Source organism: Paludibaculum fermentans (assembly GCF_015277775.1).
Lineage (GTDB): Bacteria > Acidobacteriota > Terriglobia > Bryobacterales > Bryobacteraceae > Paludibaculum > Paludibaculum fermentans.
Genome location: NZ_CP063849.1, coordinates 701,355 through 718,070, shown reverse-complemented (window position 1 = coordinate 718,070; position 16,716 = coordinate 701,355). Strand labels below are relative to the sequence as shown.

Sequence of the window (16,716 nt, the reverse complement as noted above, 5' to 3'; positions counted from 1 at the left end):
GCGTTCCGGTCAGGCGCGGAGAGCCGCGGGGTACGCCTTGCGCACGGCGGCCACGATGTCGTCGGTGTCCTGGCGGGTGTACTTGGGCCCGACAGGGACTCCGGCGAAGCGCGACAGGATGTCGATGGTGCGCGGGCAGGAAGCTGCGCCGTAGCGGATGGCCTTGCCGCGTTCGGATTGCCAGGAGGGCCACGCGGGGTGGACCGTGATCTTGTTCTCGATATAGGGCTGGATGGGGAGGACCACTGAGCCGCTGGGACCGTTGGCCGGGACGTTCTCGGCCTTCATCAGCTCCAGGAAGCGGTCGCGCTGGGCCTTGGTGTCGAAGCGGACGAACACGGGAGAGCAGAGGTCACCGGCAGCATCGGGCCGCTGCCGGAAGCGCAGGCCAGGGATGTCTGCGAGGCCGTGGTAGACGCGCTCGGCATTGCCCCGGACCGCGGCCAGGATCTGATCGAGCTTGCGGAGCTGCGCCAGCATGACGCCGCCAGAGAACTCGCTCATACGGAAGTTGGTGCCGACGAAGGGCGAGAGGCGGACCTCGCCCAGCATGTCCTTGTGCGGCGCGAAGATGTTGCCGACGTCGTGGAAGCGGACGGCGCGTTCGAAGAGTTCCGGGTTGGAGGAGACCACGGTGCCGCCTTCGCCGGAGGTGATGGTCTTGCTCTCCTGATGGCTGTATGTGGCGATGTCGCCCATGGAGCCGAGGCGGCGGCCTTTGTAGGAGGCTCCGACGGCTTGCGAGCAGTCTTCGATGACGCGCAGCTTGTGTTTGCCGGCGATGGCGAGGATGGGATCGAGGTGGGCCGGATTGCCCTGCAGGTGGACGGCGATGATGGCCTTGGTGTGCGGGGTGATGCGGGCCTCGAGGTCAGCGGGATCGAGGTTGAAGGTCTCGTCGATCTCGGCGAAGACGGGGAGGGCTCCGGCGCGGACCACGGCGGTGCAGTCAGAGTGCCAGGTCCAGGCGGGCATGATGACTTCGTCGCCGGGTCCGATCTGGAGGGCGGCGATGGCGCATTCGAGCGCGGCGGTGCCGGAGCTCACGGCCAGGGCGAAGCGGGCGCCGATCTTGGCGGCGAACTCCTTCTCATAGGTGGAGACTTTGACGGGGGCGACTCCGCGGCGGCCCGAGAAGCGGAACGGGACGCCGGTATCGACGACCTCGTCGACTTGTGCCTTTTCGGCCGAGTCGTAGTGCAGCGGGCCCCAGTTGTCGGTGCGGAGCGGCTTGTCGCGGACGGGCGTGCCGCCCTGCGCGGCGAGGGCGGGTTCAGATCCCGCGGCGGATGCGGCGACGGAGGCGAGGAAGATCCTGCGGTCCATGGTGTACTCCTTCCAGAGACGAGGCGACTTTCATTATTGTGCGCGCCGGGGGGAAAGGCAAAGAGCGTCAGGCGGGCCGGCCGCAATTCCGCTGCGGTCGGGGCGGGAATCGCCTACGATGTGTAGGATGCAAGCGAACGAACTGGGCGGGCTGAACCGGTGGTGGCGTGTGGTGGGCGGGTTGTCCATGAATCTGGCGCTGGGGACGCTGTATGGCTGGAGCGTCTTCGTCGCGCCGCTGGAGGCTCAGTTCGGCTGGAAGCGGGCGGAGACCTCGATGGTCTTCACGATCGCCGTGATCGTGTTCGCCCTGAGCTTCGTGGCGGCGGGGCGGCTGCAGGACAAGTACGGACCGCTGGCCTGTTCGTTGACGGGCGGGATCCTGGTCAGTTTGGGGTTCTACCTCTGCTCCTTCACGACGAGCCTGAACTACCTGTATCTGTGCTTCGGGGTGATCGGCGGGTTGGGCAATGGGTTTGGCTACGCGACGCCGATTCCCGTGATGGCGAAGTGGTTTCCGGATAAGCGCGGCCTGGCGGTTGGCTTGGCGGTGGGCGGATATGGCGCGGGCTCAGCCATCTTTGGTCCGCTGTCGCAATTGAAGTTGATCCCAGCCTACGGGCTGCCCGCGACCTTCCAGATTCTGGGTGGGATCTTCCTGGTGATGACCATCGTGGGTGCGTTGCTGCTGAGGAATCCTCCGGCCGGTTACCGGCCCGCGGGCTGGACCCCGCCGGCGGTGCAGGGTGCGGCCCCCAGCCGGGACTTCGCGCCCAGTGAGATGTTGAAGACGCGCACGTTCTACCTGATGTGGCTCGGCTATGCCCTGGGCTGTTCGGCCGGGTTGATGGTGATCAGCCAACTGGTGCCTTTCGCGAAGAGCGTGGGGATTGGAGCGGCGGCGCTGTCGACGATGACGCTGGTGGTGGGCGCCTTCGGGAACGCGTCGGGCCGGATCCTGTCGGGCTGGATGTCTGACCGTCTGGGGCGGATCAATGTGCTGCGGACCATGATCGGGATCTGCATCGTGGCCATGCCCGCGCTGTATGCGGCGGGCAGCAATGTGGCGCTGCTCTATGGGGCGGTGTTCGTCGTGTACTGGTGCTACGGGACTCAGTTGTCGGTGAACGGCGTAGCGGCGTCCGACTTCTGGGGGACGAAGAACGCGGGCATCAACTACGGGATCCTGTTCACGGCGTGGGGTGTGGCGGGCATCATTGGTCCGCGGATCGGCGGCGTGCTGTACGACCGCTATCACGACTATCAGGCGGCGTTCTATAGCGCTGCTGCGTTGGCGGCGGTGGCCCTGCTGTGCGAGCTGGGAGCCCGGCGGCCAGGGGCCAAAGCCTAAGCCGGCTGGACCCCGGGCTTTGTGAGCGAACCCACTGGCCACGCCCGGCCAACCGGTGTATGCTGCTGGGTGAACTTTTGCGCGTATCGGGCCCGGAAGTCCCTCTCCATGACAAATCCTCTGCGATGGGCGCTACTTTCTGTAGTTTTCGCGGCCCTGGCGCCCCTTGGCGCCCAGGAACCAAAGCCGATGGCCAACTGGGCGAATCTCAGCGCGCTCGCCGCTGGAGCGGAAGTGCGGGTTGTCCTCTCCAGTGGCAAGAACCTGAGGGGATTCATCCAGCGTGCGACTCCGGATTCGCTGATGCTGAATGCGGCCACGGGCCAGGAGACGCTGGCGCGTGTGGAGGTCCGGCGGGTCTCCCTGAAGAAGCAGGGGCACCGGGGGCGCAACACTCTCATTGGGCTCGGCATCGGCACGGCCGCCGGCCTGGCGGCAGGCGCAGGCATCGATTCTCAATCGACCTCCCGCGATTGGTTCCCGTATGCGGGCAAGGCGGTGTTTATGCCTCTGGGTGCAATTGTGGGCACGGTGGTGGGTGTAGCTTGGCCAACAGGCGGATGGAAGGACGTTTTCCGGGCGCCCTGACTCCGCCCAGACCCGTCAGTCAAAAGACGTGGGCCACTCGGGGTGACGGTGGTGCTCGAAGAGATGGGCTATGAGCGCCGGGGTCACCCGGGTGAGCGAGAGTGGAGGGATCTGGTCTTCCGCGAAGAACTCCACGGCGTCCGTTTCGTAACTGGTCGTGGGCTGGCCACCGACCAGGTCGCACAGGAAGTAGAGCTTGTAGGCGTGGAAGGGGATGGGCGGGTGGCCGTGGAGATTGCGGTCGTAGACGGCGGCGAGCTTGGTGGCGACGACGTCGTAGCCGGATTCCTCCTTCACCTCCCGCACGGCGGCCTGGCTGGGTGCGTCACCGACGTCGGCCCAGCCTCCGGGGAGTGTCCACAGGCCGTCCTCGTGCTCCTGGACGAGCAGGATGCGGCCAGCCTGGAAGACCGCGGCGCGGACATCCACTTTGGGCGTGGCATAGCCGGTATCGCCGCTGAACAGATCGAGGATGCTGGCGGAGTCCGGGAGTCCGGCACCCGCCGCCGCCATCTCGGCGGAGAGGCGGCGCAGGGTCTGATAGCGCTCGATATCGTAGACGTCTTTCGCGTAAGTCAGCCCGGTCTGCGCGATGGCCTGCAGTTGCCGGACCCACGATAACCATTGCGGGTCGTCCATGGTGCTTGCTCCATTATCGGCAATCGCCGGCGGATGCGGCACGAGCCGGGAAGGCGGAGTTATTCTGAGGAAATGCCATCAAAAATCGTTCACAGGATTGAACGCGAATTGGGGGTGGCGGGCCTGGCGGAAGCGCTGGCGGTGCGCTTGCCGGCGAGTGATCTGCGTTCGCTGCTGCTGGAGGTCTATCAACTGCGTGCCCGCGCAGCGAAAGAGTCTGCCGCGCTGGCCCAGGCGGAACGCGATGCTCTGGTGGCGCCCAGCAGCGTGGATGCGCGCGACTTTGCGGCCTTCGACCTGGCTGCCTATGAAGTGGCGGAGGAGTTTGATGCCCTGGATCTGTCGCCGGTGTGCCCGTTCGGGGCGAGTTCGCGATTGGGCGGCACGCACCAGAACAATCTGCTGACGACCATCCGCAACGTGGAGGGGCTGGGGGATTCGACGATCGCCATGGCCCTGGAAGCGGCACGGCGCCGGAGTTCCGCCGACCTGATCCGGCTGTGCTCCAGCCACCGCGTGATCCGGCTGCAACCTTTCGACGCACCCGGCCTCACGCCTCATTTTCGATTGTTCGCCATGGTGACGGCGGGGCGGGATAGGGGCGCGTGGGCTTTCGAGACGCAGCATCTGCGGGAGCATGTGCGGGTGTACCTGAACCTGTTCCGGGTTCTGGAGGCGGCTGGATTCTCGATTGAGCGCCCGTTGGTGGAGATCTCCGACATGGGCGCGATCGAGGCGGTCCTGGAGGAGGCGGGCGTGACTCACGAAGACATCCGGCAGAATGTCCGTGCGCACTGGTTTGGCGGCTCGGAGCGGTTCCTGAAGGAGCGCGGGATCGACCTGCCGACGGAGATGGAGCACCGGCTGCTGAACGAGACGGTGGTGGAGCCGCTGCGGGCCGAGTTTCCCGAAGCCGAGTTTCGAGTGAACCAGGCGAGGCTGGAGGGGCTCGGCTACTACCGCGGCTTCGCGCTGCGGATCTCACCGCAGGCTCCGGACGGCCACCGGTATCCCGTGGCCGATGGAGGCTTCACGGATTGGACCGCGCGGCTGCTGAGCAACCAGAAAGAGCGGCTGCTGATCTCGGGGATCGGCAGCGAGCTGGTGTGCAAGAAGTACCGCTACGCCGCGTGAGGCGGCGCGCTATTGGAAGAGACCGCGCTGGCCGGCGGTGAAGTCGCTCCACTGGCCAAAGGCCTTCATCTGCTGGTCGAGCTTGGTGTCGATCAGGAGTTTCTCGACCTCCTGGCGGGACTGGCGCCGCAGGCGCTGGGGGCTTTCGGCCAGCGACCACACCAGGGCGGAGGCGATGGCCGTGGTGATCTTCTGCTCGCGCTGGTTCACGCGATCGAAGGTGTCGGACTCGGCGTGGTAGTCAGGCAGGTAGGGGATGGGATCCTGCACCCCGACGAGGTTGGGTACGCCGGAGAGCAGGAAGTCGAAGTTGTCGGTGCCGTCGAGTGCGTCGATCAGGTGGTCTGAGGCGGTGAAGCCGCTGAGGGGCGCGAGAGCGGCGTTGACGGGCGCGCGCAGGTCCTCGCGGCCATTCAGATAGAAGCCGCTGAGCCGGCCGGAGCCGGTATCGAAGGTGACGGTCGCGACGAAGTTGTCGAGCTCCGCGCGATGGCGTTCGACGTAGCGGCGCGAACCCCACATGCCTTGCTCCTCGCCGGTAAACAGCGCAAAGCGGATGGTGCGGCGGGGCACAATGCCGAGTTCCTGGAAGCCGCGGGCCACGTCGAGGATCATGGCGACGTTGACGCCGTTGTCCTCGGCGCCGGTGCCGAGATCCCAGGAGTCGAGGTGGGCTCCGATGAGGACGATCTCCTCGGGCTTCTCGCGGCCACGAATCTCGGCCACGACGTTTTGCGATTCGTACTCGCCGCCGGTCTGGTTCTGCAGATTGAGGCGAAGGCGGACGTCGCCGGCTTCGGCCAGGCGGGACAGGCGCTCGGCATGCTCGCGGCTGACCACCGCCGCCGGCAGCGGGACGAGGGCGCCGTCGAGGCCCATGGGATGGCGGTAGAGCAGGCCGCGCGGGCGGGTGGACTGGAGCAGCAGCGCGGCGGCGCCGGCCTTCCTGGCGGAGGAGATCAGCGCATCGTTCCGGAGGTACTCGGCGAAGAGGTCGTCGAAGGACTTCATCTCCTTGCTGCGGACCAGTACGATGGCGCCCCTGGCCCGAGCGCCCGCGCGGGCGAAGTCCTGTTCGGAGCCTTCGCCGACATCGACAAGGTTCGCTTCCAGTGCGCCGTGGGTGGACGCCGTGAAGGGCGCCGCCGCCAGCCGGATGGGGAATTGTACGGGCGACAGAGCGGAGGCTTCGGCGGTGCCGGGCAACCAGAGCTGGGGGATCTTGAACGGCTCGACTGTGACGGAGGTCAGGCCGGCTGCGCGGAAGGTCTTCACCGCCCATTCCACGGAACGTTGAGCGGCGGGCGAGCCAGTGGGCCTGCCGCCGATGCCGTCGCAGAGGGCCCGCAGATCCGTCCAGAGGGGCGTTTCGCCCAGGGCGCGGGCGGCCAGGCGCCGCGGCGCATCATTGTCGGCGGCCGCCGCGAGCGTCGCACACAGAAACAGCAGCTTTACGCATCTCATGCCGGAACCCAGTTACCCCTCTCACTCGAAAGTCAGAGATTAGTATAGGGCCTGCCGTGCACTCCGGGCGTGTGCGGCTTTCGAGAGGAGGCGCGCGGGGGTGGTTATTGGGCCAGGATCTGATCGACGTAGGCCTTGGCCAAGGCGAGCTCGTCCATCGGTTCCGACTTGCGACCGCGAAAGACGTAGTTCTCGATCACCACGGGTCCGGCGAAGTGCGCGGCCTTCAGGATCTGGAGGCATTCCTTCACGCCGGCCTTCCCTTCTCCGAGCCGGGTCTCAGCGCCCAGGCGGGCTGGGTCTCCGGGCTGGAGTCCGTCTTTGACGTGAACCGAAGTGACCTTGGGCAGTAGTTTCCTGAGCGCTGCCGGAGCATCATCCTTGCCGTAGAGCACCAGATTGGCCATGTCGAAGTTGACGCCGACGTTGCGGCGGGCCACCTGGCCGAGGAACTGCAGCAACTCGTCGGCGCTTTCCTGGCCGGTCTCCAGCGAGATGGTGACGCGGTGTTTCGCGGCGTACTGTGCCACGTCCCTGACGGCGTGGACCAGCCGCTGATAGTCGGGATCGGTGGGCTGGGCGGGCAGGAAGCCGACGTGAAAGGTGACGATCTTCACTTTGAGGGCGGCCGCGAAGTCGACGCACTTCTTCGTGTAGGCGACGCGTTGGTCCATGAAGGCGGCGGGCATGAACCCGACGGTGGCGCGAATGGTGGGGATGTCCTTGTAGTTCTCACCGTCGTAGACGGCCACGACGGCGCTAGCCTGGACTCCGGATTCCTTCAGCAGGGCCGCGAATTCCTTGGCGCCTTCGGGGGAGTAGAAGCGGTCGGGCAGCTTGCTGATCTGAACCATGTGCAGGCCGAGGGAGCGCACGGCCTGCAGTGCCTCGCGGGGTTCGGTCTTGCCGGTGCAGCGGAGAAAGATGCCGACATGCCCGGCCTGCATTGAGGCGGGTGCGGCGCCCCAGGAGAGGAGGCTGAGGGTGAGGATCGCGGAGAGCAGGCTACGCATGCTCCCACGATAGACCACTGGCGGGGGACGGGGTTCTCCTTGGTTGTCGGAGGAGAGGGTTGGTGCTGCCGGAGGGTGGGCGTGTGGCTTCGTTTTGTTGGGTTGCGGTAACGCTTGGAGGTTGAAAGGAGGAGAGGGCCGGTCAGGGGACCGGCTGCGGACGAGGGCGTCCGCCCTCCGTGCGGGGGCGTCGACGGTTCGGGTGGGCTGGTGGCGGCGGGTGTGGCCGGTGGCTTCGTTTCGTGGAGTTCCGGAAGCTGTTGGTTGCTGGGGGCTGGGTGGCCCGGCGCTGCCGGGACTGGGCGAGACGGATTGGGGCCGGGCTGCCGGATCGGACGACTGGTGGGGACCGGCTTGGGGTATCGGTCCTTCGTCTGGATGAGAAGTGGGCCGGTCAGGGGACCGGCTGCCGACGAGGGCGTCCGCCGTCCTGACGGGGTGGGCTCGACGGGGCGGGTGGGCTGGTGGCTTCGTTTCGTTGACGGGCTCGCTTAGTTGAGGCGGCGGCGGCCTTTCCGTTCCGCAGAGAGAAAAGAGCCGGTCAGGGGACCGGCTGCGGACGAGGGCGTCCGCCCTCCCGACGGGGTGGCTCGATGGTTCGGGGGCTGGTGGCTTCGTTTCGTTGACGGGCTCGCTAGTTGAGGCAGCGGCCTCCTTTCCATTCCGAAGAGAGAAGAGAGCCGGTCAGGGGACCGGCTGCGGACGAGGGCGTCCGCCCTCCTGGGGTGGCTCGATGGTTCGGGGCTGGTGGCTTCGTTCGTTGACGGGCTCGCTAGTTGAGGCAGCGGCCTCCTTTCCATTCCGAAGAGAGAAGAGAGCCGGTCAGGGGACCGGCTGCGGACGAGGGCGTCCGCCCTCCTGGCGGGGGGGCTCGGCGGTTCGGGTGGGCTGGTGGCTTCGTTTCGTTGACGGGCTCGTTTCGTTGGGTTGGCGGCAACCTTGGCGCTTGGAAGGGAGAAGAGGGCCGGTCAGGGGACCGGCTGCGGACGAGGGCGTCCGCCGTCCCGACGGAGGGGGCTCGGCGGTTCGAGGGGGCTGGTGGCTTCGTTTCGTTGACGGGCTCGCTTAGTTAAGGCGGCGGCCTCCTTTCCGTTCCGCAGAGAGAAGAGGGCCGGTCAGGGGACCGGCTGCCGACGAGGGCGCCGTCCCGACGGGGTGGGCTCGGGGGACGCGCACACGGAGGGCTCGGCGGTTGCTGGCTGTGGCTCCCCGGAGGGGATTTACAGGTGAGGTTGTCAAAGAGCAGGGCCAGATGGACTCCGGTTGGTGATGCGACCCGCAGATGAGTCGGATGACGGCTTCGTTTCGTTGATGCTCGGCGACTTCGTTTCGTCAACACCGCGCGAACTGGCGCTGGGGTGGTCTTCAGCGCTTGGAAACGTTGTAGAAGTTGTCAGGCAGTCCGTCTGCGGCGGCGGGGTTGGCTTCGTTTCGTGGAATGCGGATCGGTTGGAGGTCTGCGAGCGGGTCCTGGTTGTCGGGGTGGTTGGTGTCGATGCCGGTGGTGAGGTGTTGGAGGGCGCGGCGCGGGCGGCCAAAGCCTTCGTAGAAGAAGAGTTCGTCGGTGTTGCTCGTCAGGCGGGTGACTTCAGCCAGGGGGACGTTTTCGCGGACACCTTTGACGACATCGGGGTGTTGCTGGGCTAGGGCCGCGCGCTCTGCTTGGAGTTTGCTGAGTTCCTTGATGGCGCGGTAGAGGCCGCGTTCCAGATCGCGGCGGTAGCGGGCATAGCGGTCGAGTTGGGCGCCGTGCGGGTCGGTTTCGGCCAATGGGTCCGTTTCGGCGAGGATCAAGCATTCGAAGGATTCGATGCGGCGGAGGTTCCAGGTGTGAGTGAGGATGCGGTGGAAGATCTCCTCCTCGAGGCAGTTCGCGGGCCGGGTATCGAGGCGCAGGGACGCTTCGAGGGCGGTGAACGAGGCGCGGTCTTCGGGCGTGATGCTGAGGTGCTGGGCGGTGAAGCCGTGGCGACGGGCGTTCTGGGATGAGCGGGCCTTGCCTTGGATGGAGACGGGTCCGGTGGACTGTTTTGCGTTGGCCTGATTGGCGGTGATCTGAGCGGCGGTAGCCATGATGTCAAACTCCTTGTAAATGAAAATGGCCGGCGTAGGGGCCGGCGCGATTCCAGGGTAACTGGGAGTGTCAAGGGAAATTGGCCCATTTCTGGAAGCTTTTGTTGAAAAGAAACGAAATAAAGAGTTTCGGATGCGGTGACGGCCAATCGCTCAATACCGGAATTGGGGGACAAGTGCGTTGGCTTGGAGGTGCCGGACGGCTGCCTGAGGGACTGCAGGGGTGCGACCGACTCCGCGTTTTGTGGGCTTGTGTCACGAGCTGAAAGGCGGCCGTTGGCTTCGCTTGGGACGCCCACGAGAATGGGGCGGCTGGAGCCGGCCGCCGCGGCGAAGACAGCCGGAACGCTGGCCGCCTGGCGGGCGCGCTCCTGGGCGTGGAAGGGGCGGAGGGCCTTCTGGACGGCGGTGATTCGGGCACAGATCCAGGCGTGGTAGCGGCCCAGGATTTGGAGGACCTCGGCGTGGTTCTGGTGAATCCAGAGCACGGCCTGGCGGCGGGCTCCGTGGTTGACACGAAGGGCTTCGGCCCAGAGTTTGGCTTCGATTTGGAAGAGGCGGCGCTCATGGCCTCGGAGAAGGAGGCGTTGGACGAACAGGGTGCGGAAGCGCGGGTCGGCGATGTCCTCCGTCTGCTCCAACGACTGTTCGTAGAGGCTGGCTTCGATGCCGGCAGGCAAGCGGTAAAGGCTGTCGTGGAGGCTGGGCCGGCGGGCTGGGCGTGCGGCGCGGCGGTGGGATCGGGTTCGTTTCGTCATGGTGTTGGATTCCGGTTTCGGACGTTAGCGGGGCTTCGTCCGGTAGGTGCGGAGGGTGGCGAGGTCGGCGCGGCTGCGGCGCCAGGAGCGGGCTTCGAAGTCCTGGCTACTGCGGATGCAGGAAGTGTCGCGGGCGCTCCGGTCTCGAATGGCGACGTAGGTGCGGTAAGCGGGATCGGCGTTGGGGCACTCCTTCGTCACCGATTCCCAATCGCGCTCGATGGCCACGCAGAGGGCGGTGGTTTCGACGAGCGAGTACCGGGAGTTGCGCCAAAGTTCCTCGGCAATGGAATCGGCCATGTGCTGCTCGAGGCGGGTCGTGGGGGCGACGTGCTGGTGGACGTCGTCGCGGAGGGCCCTGAAGAGGCCCTGGTCCTCGATGCACGTGATGACGCTGGCCGAGTCGTCTCCGAGGAGGAGGTCGTTCTCGGCACCGGTGGTTTGCAGAAAGTGGCGCGAGGGGATGAACCCGTCCATCGCCGGCTTGAAGATTTCCATGTGGTTGCTCCTTGGTCGAGGTTGTACACCATGGGGACGAGCAACTCAGGAGGGTACGGCTGTAAGCGATTGGATGGAAAGAGAAGATAAATCCTGAGCGGCGGGCAATGAATACGGTTTAATGCCGGAATTCGGGAAGAAGTGGAGCCGGATCGGAGGCATTTGCGGGGCAGGCTTCCCCGGGCACTTCAGGGTTGGCCTTCGCAAGGCGGTGCTCGGCGAGCCCTGTGGCCGTGGCCTTTCTGACGACTTTCTAGATCAGACCGGCCTCGCGCTGGTAGAACTTGCGGGCCTTGTTGCGGTTGCCGCAGTCAGCCATGCTGCACCAACGTCGCTTGCGGGCATTGGATCGGTCCAGGAACAGCCAGCCGCAGCCTGCGTCTTCGCATTGACGGACCGAACCGCGGGCAACAGAGGTGAGAAGATCGGTTGCTGCCATGAGGACGGGATAGAGGAGATAGTCCGTACACCGCGCTCCAGGCCGCCAAGTCCAGCGAACATCAGTTCCCTGAAGGGACAAACATCTCCTGGCGCAACAATCGTGCAAAGCATTGCCAATCTGGGCCAGTGTGTCCGCCGGGACCGGGTCATCGCTTGCGATTGCATGGAAAACCGCAAACAGTTGTTCGCGGATTGCGCGGATGCGCCGCAGCGCCGGGGTTCCCAGAAGGGGCTCGGAAAGGATTGCAGCCCGATCCGGCAACTGAGCCTGGCCAGCCCACAGGCGCACATCCGCGGCACATTGCAGATGGTCCTTCCTCTTCCCGGGATCCGCTCGAAATGCGACGGTGTTGACGAAATCGAGCGCGAGGTTTCCGGCGACAAACTGATATCTGTAATTTCCGCTGTCCATGGCGGCCATCGAATCTAACCACATGATCTCATTTTATACGGTTATGCTAGCCTAACCGTATATCGACCCTGTATATGGTTAGAACGCCAATGAGTCCAAGCGATGCAACACAACTAAAACTGATCGCCGGCATCGTGATGGCGACGCTGCTGGCGGTGGCCATCGTGACCGCCGACCTGGCAAGCGGCGGTCGCCCCGATCCGCCGGCGCTGCGGGCCGCAGCTACGCTGCTCGATGGCTCCTGGCGATTCCGGACCGGCGATGACCCACACTGGGCAGACGGCAATGCGGACGATAGCGGTTGGGAGACGGTCGATATGACGGCCTTGCCTGGCAGCCACGACGGCGACGTGGGCCTGCCGGACTACGTAGGCGGGTGGATGGCGCACGGTCATCCCGGCTATCACGGCTACGCGTGGTACCGGCGCGCGGTGGCGGTGCCGGCCGGACGCGCATCGTGGGAGATCCTGGGGCCGACCCTCGTCGAGGACGGCTACGAACTATATTGGAACGGCCGGTTACTGGGCGGGTCGGGCGAGCTCGGCCCGGCGCCTCGCGTCGTTGGTACGCGGCCACTTCGGTTCGCGCTTCCCAGCGATGCGGCGGGCACCCGTGGCGTGATCGCTGTCCGCGCATACATGCGGCCCGGCTCCGGCGGCAGCGCGGACGGCGGCGGCATGCACAGCGCGCCCATACTCGCTCAGCGGCCGGTTAGCGAAGCGCTGCACCGTGTGCAATGGGGACGAACCATCGCCGGTTACATTGTCGAAGTGATCGAACCGGCCGCCATGTTCGCGGTCATCGGCCTGGCGCTGGGGTACCGGTATCGCAGCAGCCGCAGGAGTTTCCTGATGCTGGCCAGCATGGCGCTGGCGCTGATGGCAGCGAGGAGACTCAGCAACGCGATCGTCGCATGGACCGATCTGATCGATCTGGACACCTATGCGTGGCAGGCGTCGGTGATGTGGGTGCCGATGGTGGCGGTCTGGACGTTGGCCTGGAACCGTTGGTGCGAGCGTCCGTGGCGCAGCCTCGATGTGTTGGCTGCACTGCTGTCGGTCGCGGGGGCCATCGGCGCCGTGATGCGTGCGGCGAATGTCACAAGCGGCAGCCGGCTGGGGTCGATCGCGTTGTTTATCGTGATCGGCGCGCGCATTGCCCGCACAGGACCAAGGCGGCTCCTGGCGCTCGGCACCTTGGCCTCGACGATGGCCGCATTGTTCGGCGCCGAACTGCTCGATCCGATCGGCGTGCCGGGCATCTGGTTTCCGTTCGGCATCGGCGTGTCGCGGACACAGTATGTCTACGCGATCGCCGTCCCGCTGACGGCCTTGCTGATCGTCCGAACCTTGCCTTCCAAAGAGAACGCATTGATCGGCGATGGGGGGGACGTTGCGCGGTTGATCGCGTGATGTGAAAGGTGGACGTCGTGGTATGGCACCCCCGTATTTGGATGAGACTGAATCATCCTGCCGTGTTCGGGCCGCCCGGGCTGGTGACCGATCCGCGGAGATATGGATGATCGAGCGCGGAGGCTCATCTGTCAGGGGAAGAGCCGGCGCGGATCGCGGACCTGTCCTTTTGCCGAACGGAGGGCGCCGATCCAGCCTGGGTGCGCCTGTTGAATGAACCGGAGGTGGAGATCGCGCTAAGAAGGCTGCGCCGCGCGACGCACTCTGGCCAGCCGTTTGGAGACAAGGCCTTTACGGAGGAAATGCACGCGCAACGGGCTGGGCTTTGGGCGAAGGTGGCGGGGGAGCAGACGCCAGCGAAGGAAGTTGGGGTAATGAGAGCCAGATCGGGAATGAGGCGGATCCGGTGTGATCGGAAGTGGTCGTTTAGAGTAGGATACTGGAGGTTTTTGCCTGGCAGAATATGCGGATAGAACGACAGTGACAGGCCACTGAACGTCTCCCTTTGCAAGGCGCTCGATGCGGCCGACTTGAAGAAGGCGAGGACGCTCCTGTTGTCCGGGGAGTACAGCAAAGTGCAGGTTGCCGATGAACTTGATGTCAGTCGCCATACGTTGTGGCGGACCCTGTCGCAGAAGAGGACGAAATGATCGAAGCCTATAAAGTGATTTCGGAGCCGACGGATAGGAACGCTTGCTGAGATGGATAGCAAAGTTGTTAGCAAGCTCCTACGATCAGAAGTGTGGCCGGTTCTTCGGCGTCAGGGTTTCTCCAAGTTTGATGGCCGCAATGCATGGCGATATCGGGGACCACTGATTGATGTGGTCAACTTCCAGTCGTTCAATTCTCACCTGGCGGATGGGCTCGGCTGCACAACGTTTTCGTTCGCTCTGAACCTAGGAGTCTTGCTTAGGGGAAGTACCTTTGACAGGTGGGTGAAGAGGGACTCGATCGGCCTTGCACGCCCACAGGAGCCCGCATGCTCATTCCGGGTGCACCTGAAGAAGAGAACTACGGTCGACGGCTTCGAGAGGGCCGACATCTTCTATGTCGCCCCGGACGGTAGCACGATGGCCGCGGTGCTCAATGAAGTTATCTGCCTGCTGGAAGAACAGGCCCCTCCATGGTTCACAGCGTTCGAAGACCTCGGCAGTGTTGTTCTCGCAATGTCTGAGAACGCAGCGCCGCTTAGGGGGACGGAGACGCTCGGTCTCGGTACTTCAGGTGCCCCGGGCTCTTTCTCCGCTTGTGATCTCTTGGCCAGCCTAAAGGTAGAACTACATACCCAATCACCGGATTCCATGTCTGCGAGTGCATGCCTTGCTGCCATCAATGCCTCAGCTGAAGCGAAGCTAGACATATACTCACCTGGGTTCACAAGACCAATCGAAGTTGAGCTGGAGTCGTATCGCCTCAGGGACCTCCTCACGGGGGTATTGGGTTCGATCTCACTACCGCAGGATGAGTTTGCTATCCACCCGCCGGAGTGTCAGCTTTTCGGGGCGAATTGGTCCACGGGCCCAATCACACGCCCCTCTATTCAGATTGAGGGGGCAGGGCATGTGGTTCTCTCGGCTCGAGAATGCTTATGGCCGCAATTGCGCGCGAATGGCTTTGTCGAATTCAGTGATCGGCTCGCCCACCGTCCCACCGGAAACTCCATTGAGGTCGTCTCATTTATCCCCATGGACCCATTTGAGAAGCGAGCAAACGAATACCCCTCCGGTCTGTTTCGTCTGGGACTAGGGGTATTCTGGCCGGAACTGGCTGAACACGATGGCGTCAGAAGAAACCGTCACGGTGAGTTTCGACCGAAGTACGGTGAGTGCCAACTTCAGATGTGGTTGATGCCTGCAATGCGCGCCGCAGTTGCAGGTCCGACCTGCTTCGACTCCGCCGAACTAGCGCTGAGGGCGCTGCGTGAGGACGCTGAACGATGGTTCTCGCTTTGCCGGAGCGTAGAGACACTCAGTCGGCTTCTTGAGCAGCCTGAGTGGCAGATCCTTGTGCGTTATCCGACTATGCGAGGCCACGGATCCTATCGATCAGTGTTCAGGGCCATATTGCAATTCGCGCTCTCCGGACAATCACCGGAGGCTCGTGCGGAGCACCTGAAAGCGGCTCGCGAAGCAGTGAATCATCACGCTGAACACCTTCAGCCGCGCTTTCGCCGTTGGGTGGAAAAGGTTGAATTGCGCTGTAAGGCTACGAAAGGGACCGCTTGAGCGCCGGCCGTGTGGGTGAACGCCCCGAAGCACCGAAGAAGGCCCGCCATTTCTCTCTGAAGTTCACAGCCTTCCTATCGAAACTTCGCGTTCCTCTTCTGGGTGTCATAGAAACGTGAGCACTTCCGTCGCTGGTGGCTCTCGGCCGCGCTCCGCGGTCACTGGCGCGCAGTTGCTGCCGGCTCGCGATGGGGCACAGCCACGGCGTCAAACCGGATCGACTGCGACAAGCCGCAGCAACGGAAGCACATGGGCATGGGGCGGGTTTGCTCGTAAAGGCGGCGGTAGCCGGCCATGGCCGCACCTTGCCGCACCTGCGTGATGCTGTCGCGGCCTACCTGGCCCAGTTGTTTGCCGCTGACACAGACCGCCATCCGGCCGTCGGTCTGGATGTCGAGACGCCGGCAGGGTAGTTCGCAGAGCAGGCCACGGGCGGCCTCGCGGGTCGAGTAGTAGCTGTCCAGGTCGATGTCCCAGGCGTAGGCGATCTTCAGCCGGAGCGTTCGGTTTGCGGCTTTTACGCGCAGGAGAGAAGCCTTGAGGCCAGCCACCTGGACCGAATCCAGATAGACATCTCCAGGGATCGAATGGGCGACGACGGCTCCGGTGAGGCCGTGCAACAGGGCAAACTCCTGGTGCCGGGCGTGGGCATTGCGGTTGACGTAGAAGTAGTTGGAGAGGCCCCAGGAACGGACACCCAGTTCCGCGACAAGTTGCTGGATGCGATCGAGGTGAGCATGGTTGACCCGAGTGATGGCGGTGAGGACGCGGATCGCAGGAAATGACCGGCGTCCGCGGGCCTGCTGCACGGCTCGAATGCCGGCACGGATCCGGCTCAGCGAGTCTCTCACTCCGCCGCGCGCGGCTTGCGAGGGCTCGTCCCAGCCATCGATTGAGATCTGGAGCATGGGTAGACGGGCTTTCACCAGGGCTTCGGCCTGCTGCTCCAACTTGAGACCGTTGGTCGTCAGGACCGCGAGAACGCGGCGGCGCGAGGCCAGTTGCACGGCTTCGCCGATGCGCGGGTAGAGCAGCGGTTCGCCGCCAATGAGATCGACCACCGGCTGATGGGGCGAACATTCGGCCAAAACTGTGTCGAGGATTTGGAAGGGCATGTCGCCGCCGTGGGCGAGCCCTTCGTCGCGGGCATCCTGCACGGCGCACATCGGGCAGGCGAAATTGCAGCGATTCGTGAGGAAGAGTCCGAGCCTCCGGGGAAAGGGCGTGGCGCCCTGGGTAACGGCTCCATCGCGCAACAGGTGAAGCGCGGCCAGGGGGAAACCAAGGGCCATCCGTGCGCCGTCCGCGGAAGAGAGGAGAGTCAATTCGCGGAATCGGCTCATAAATCCAGTGTAATTCGCCGGAGAACCCGGTGTACGTTC

Annotated in this window: 13 protein-coding genes; 5 read left to right on the top strand and 8 right to left on the bottom strand. The window is 64.6% G+C overall.

Going from position 1 to position 16,716, the window contains the following annotated elements; genetic code table 11:
* Nucleotides 1-9 precede the first annotated feature (9 nt).
* Nucleotides 10-1,326: a DegT/DnrJ/EryC1/StrS family aminotransferase gene (locus tag IRI77_RS02895; RefSeq protein WP_194450589.1), complete on the bottom strand. Its 1,317-nt coding sequence runs from the start codon at nucleotides 1,324-1,326 to the stop codon at nucleotides 10-12.
* A gap of 127 nt (nucleotides 1,327-1,453) precedes the next feature.
* Between IRI77_RS02895 and IRI77_RS02890 the strand changes: the two genes are divergently transcribed.
* A complete protein-coding gene (locus IRI77_RS02890; protein ID WP_194450588.1) occupies nucleotides 1,454-2,677 on the top strand; it encodes an L-lactate MFS transporter in 1,224 nt (407 codons plus the stop codon).
* Between the two features lie 108 nt (nucleotides 2,678-2,785).
* Complete coding sequence (locus tag IRI77_RS02885; protein WP_194450587.1) at nucleotides 2,786-3,265, top strand: hypothetical protein; 480 nt, start codon at nucleotides 2,786-2,788, stop codon at nucleotides 3,263-3,265.
* A 15-nt stretch (nucleotides 3,266-3,280) separates the two neighbouring features.
* On the opposite strand, the gene IRI77_RS02880 is transcribed toward IRI77_RS02885, so the two are convergent.
* Nucleotides 3,281-3,904: an NUDIX hydrolase gene (locus IRI77_RS02880; RefSeq protein WP_194450586.1), complete on the bottom strand. Its 624-nt coding sequence runs from the start codon at nucleotides 3,902-3,904 to the stop codon at nucleotides 3,281-3,283.
* Nucleotides 3,905-3,976: 72 nt separating this feature from the next.
* On the opposite strand from IRI77_RS02880, the gene IRI77_RS02875 reads away from it, so the two are divergent.
* Nucleotides 3,977-5,038, top strand: a complete 1,062-nt coding sequence (locus IRI77_RS02875) for a hypothetical protein (protein WP_194453944.1) — start codon at nucleotides 3,977-3,979, stop codon at nucleotides 5,036-5,038.
* A 9-nt stretch (nucleotides 5,039-5,047) separates the two neighbouring features.
* Here IRI77_RS02875 and IRI77_RS02870 read toward each other — a convergent pair whose 3' ends face one another.
* The 5 genes from IRI77_RS02870 to IRI77_RS02850 form a co-directional block, all read right to left on the bottom strand.
* On the bottom strand, nucleotides 5,048-6,502 hold the full coding sequence (locus IRI77_RS02870) for a M20/M25/M40 family metallo-hydrolase (RefSeq protein WP_194450585.1): 1,455 nt from the start codon (nucleotides 6,500-6,502) through the stop codon (nucleotides 5,048-5,050).
* 104 nt (nucleotides 6,503-6,606) lie between these two features.
* Complete coding sequence (locus IRI77_RS02865) at nucleotides 6,607-7,515, bottom strand: sugar phosphate isomerase/epimerase family protein (RefSeq protein WP_194450584.1); 909 nt, start codon at nucleotides 7,513-7,515, stop codon at nucleotides 6,607-6,609.
* Between the two features lie 1,365 nt (nucleotides 7,516-8,880).
* Nucleotides 8,881-9,588, bottom strand: a complete 708-nt coding sequence (locus IRI77_RS02860; RefSeq protein ID WP_194450583.1) for a hypothetical protein — start codon at nucleotides 9,586-9,588, stop codon at nucleotides 8,881-8,883.
* Nucleotides 9,589-10,370: 782 nt separating this feature from the next.
* Nucleotides 10,371-10,844 carry a hypothetical protein gene (locus IRI77_RS02855; protein WP_194450582.1) on the bottom strand — a complete coding sequence of 158 codons (474 nt, stop codon included), beginning with the start codon at nucleotides 10,842-10,844 and terminating at the stop codon, nucleotides 10,371-10,373.
* 253 nt (nucleotides 10,845-11,097) lie between these two features.
* Complete coding sequence (locus IRI77_RS02850) at nucleotides 11,098-11,721, bottom strand: CGNR zinc finger domain-containing protein (RefSeq protein WP_194450581.1); 624 nt, start codon at nucleotides 11,719-11,721, stop codon at nucleotides 11,098-11,100.
* A 65-nt stretch (nucleotides 11,722-11,786) separates the two neighbouring features.
* Here IRI77_RS02850 and IRI77_RS02845 point away from each other — a divergent pair, with 65 nt between their 5' ends.
* Together IRI77_RS02845 and IRI77_RS38545 are read left to right on the top strand one after the other, a co-directional pair.
* Nucleotides 11,787-13,109 carry a glycoside hydrolase family 2 gene (locus tag IRI77_RS02845; RefSeq protein ID WP_194450580.1) on the top strand — a complete coding sequence of 441 codons (1,323 nt, stop codon included), beginning with the start codon at nucleotides 11,787-11,789 and terminating at the stop codon, nucleotides 13,107-13,109.
* A gap of 491 nt (nucleotides 13,110-13,600) precedes the next feature.
* Complete coding sequence (locus tag IRI77_RS38545; protein ID WP_407674101.1) at nucleotides 13,601-13,759, top strand: helix-turn-helix domain-containing protein; 159 nt, start codon at nucleotides 13,601-13,603, stop codon at nucleotides 13,757-13,759.
* Between the two features lie 1,733 nt (nucleotides 13,760-15,492).
* Here the strand turns inward: IRI77_RS38545 and IRI77_RS02835 are convergent.
* On the bottom strand, nucleotides 15,493-16,677 hold the full coding sequence (locus tag IRI77_RS02835) for a radical SAM protein (protein ID WP_194450578.1): 1,185 nt from the start codon (nucleotides 16,675-16,677) through the stop codon (nucleotides 15,493-15,495).
* Nucleotides 16,678-16,716: the final 39 nt, after the last annotated feature.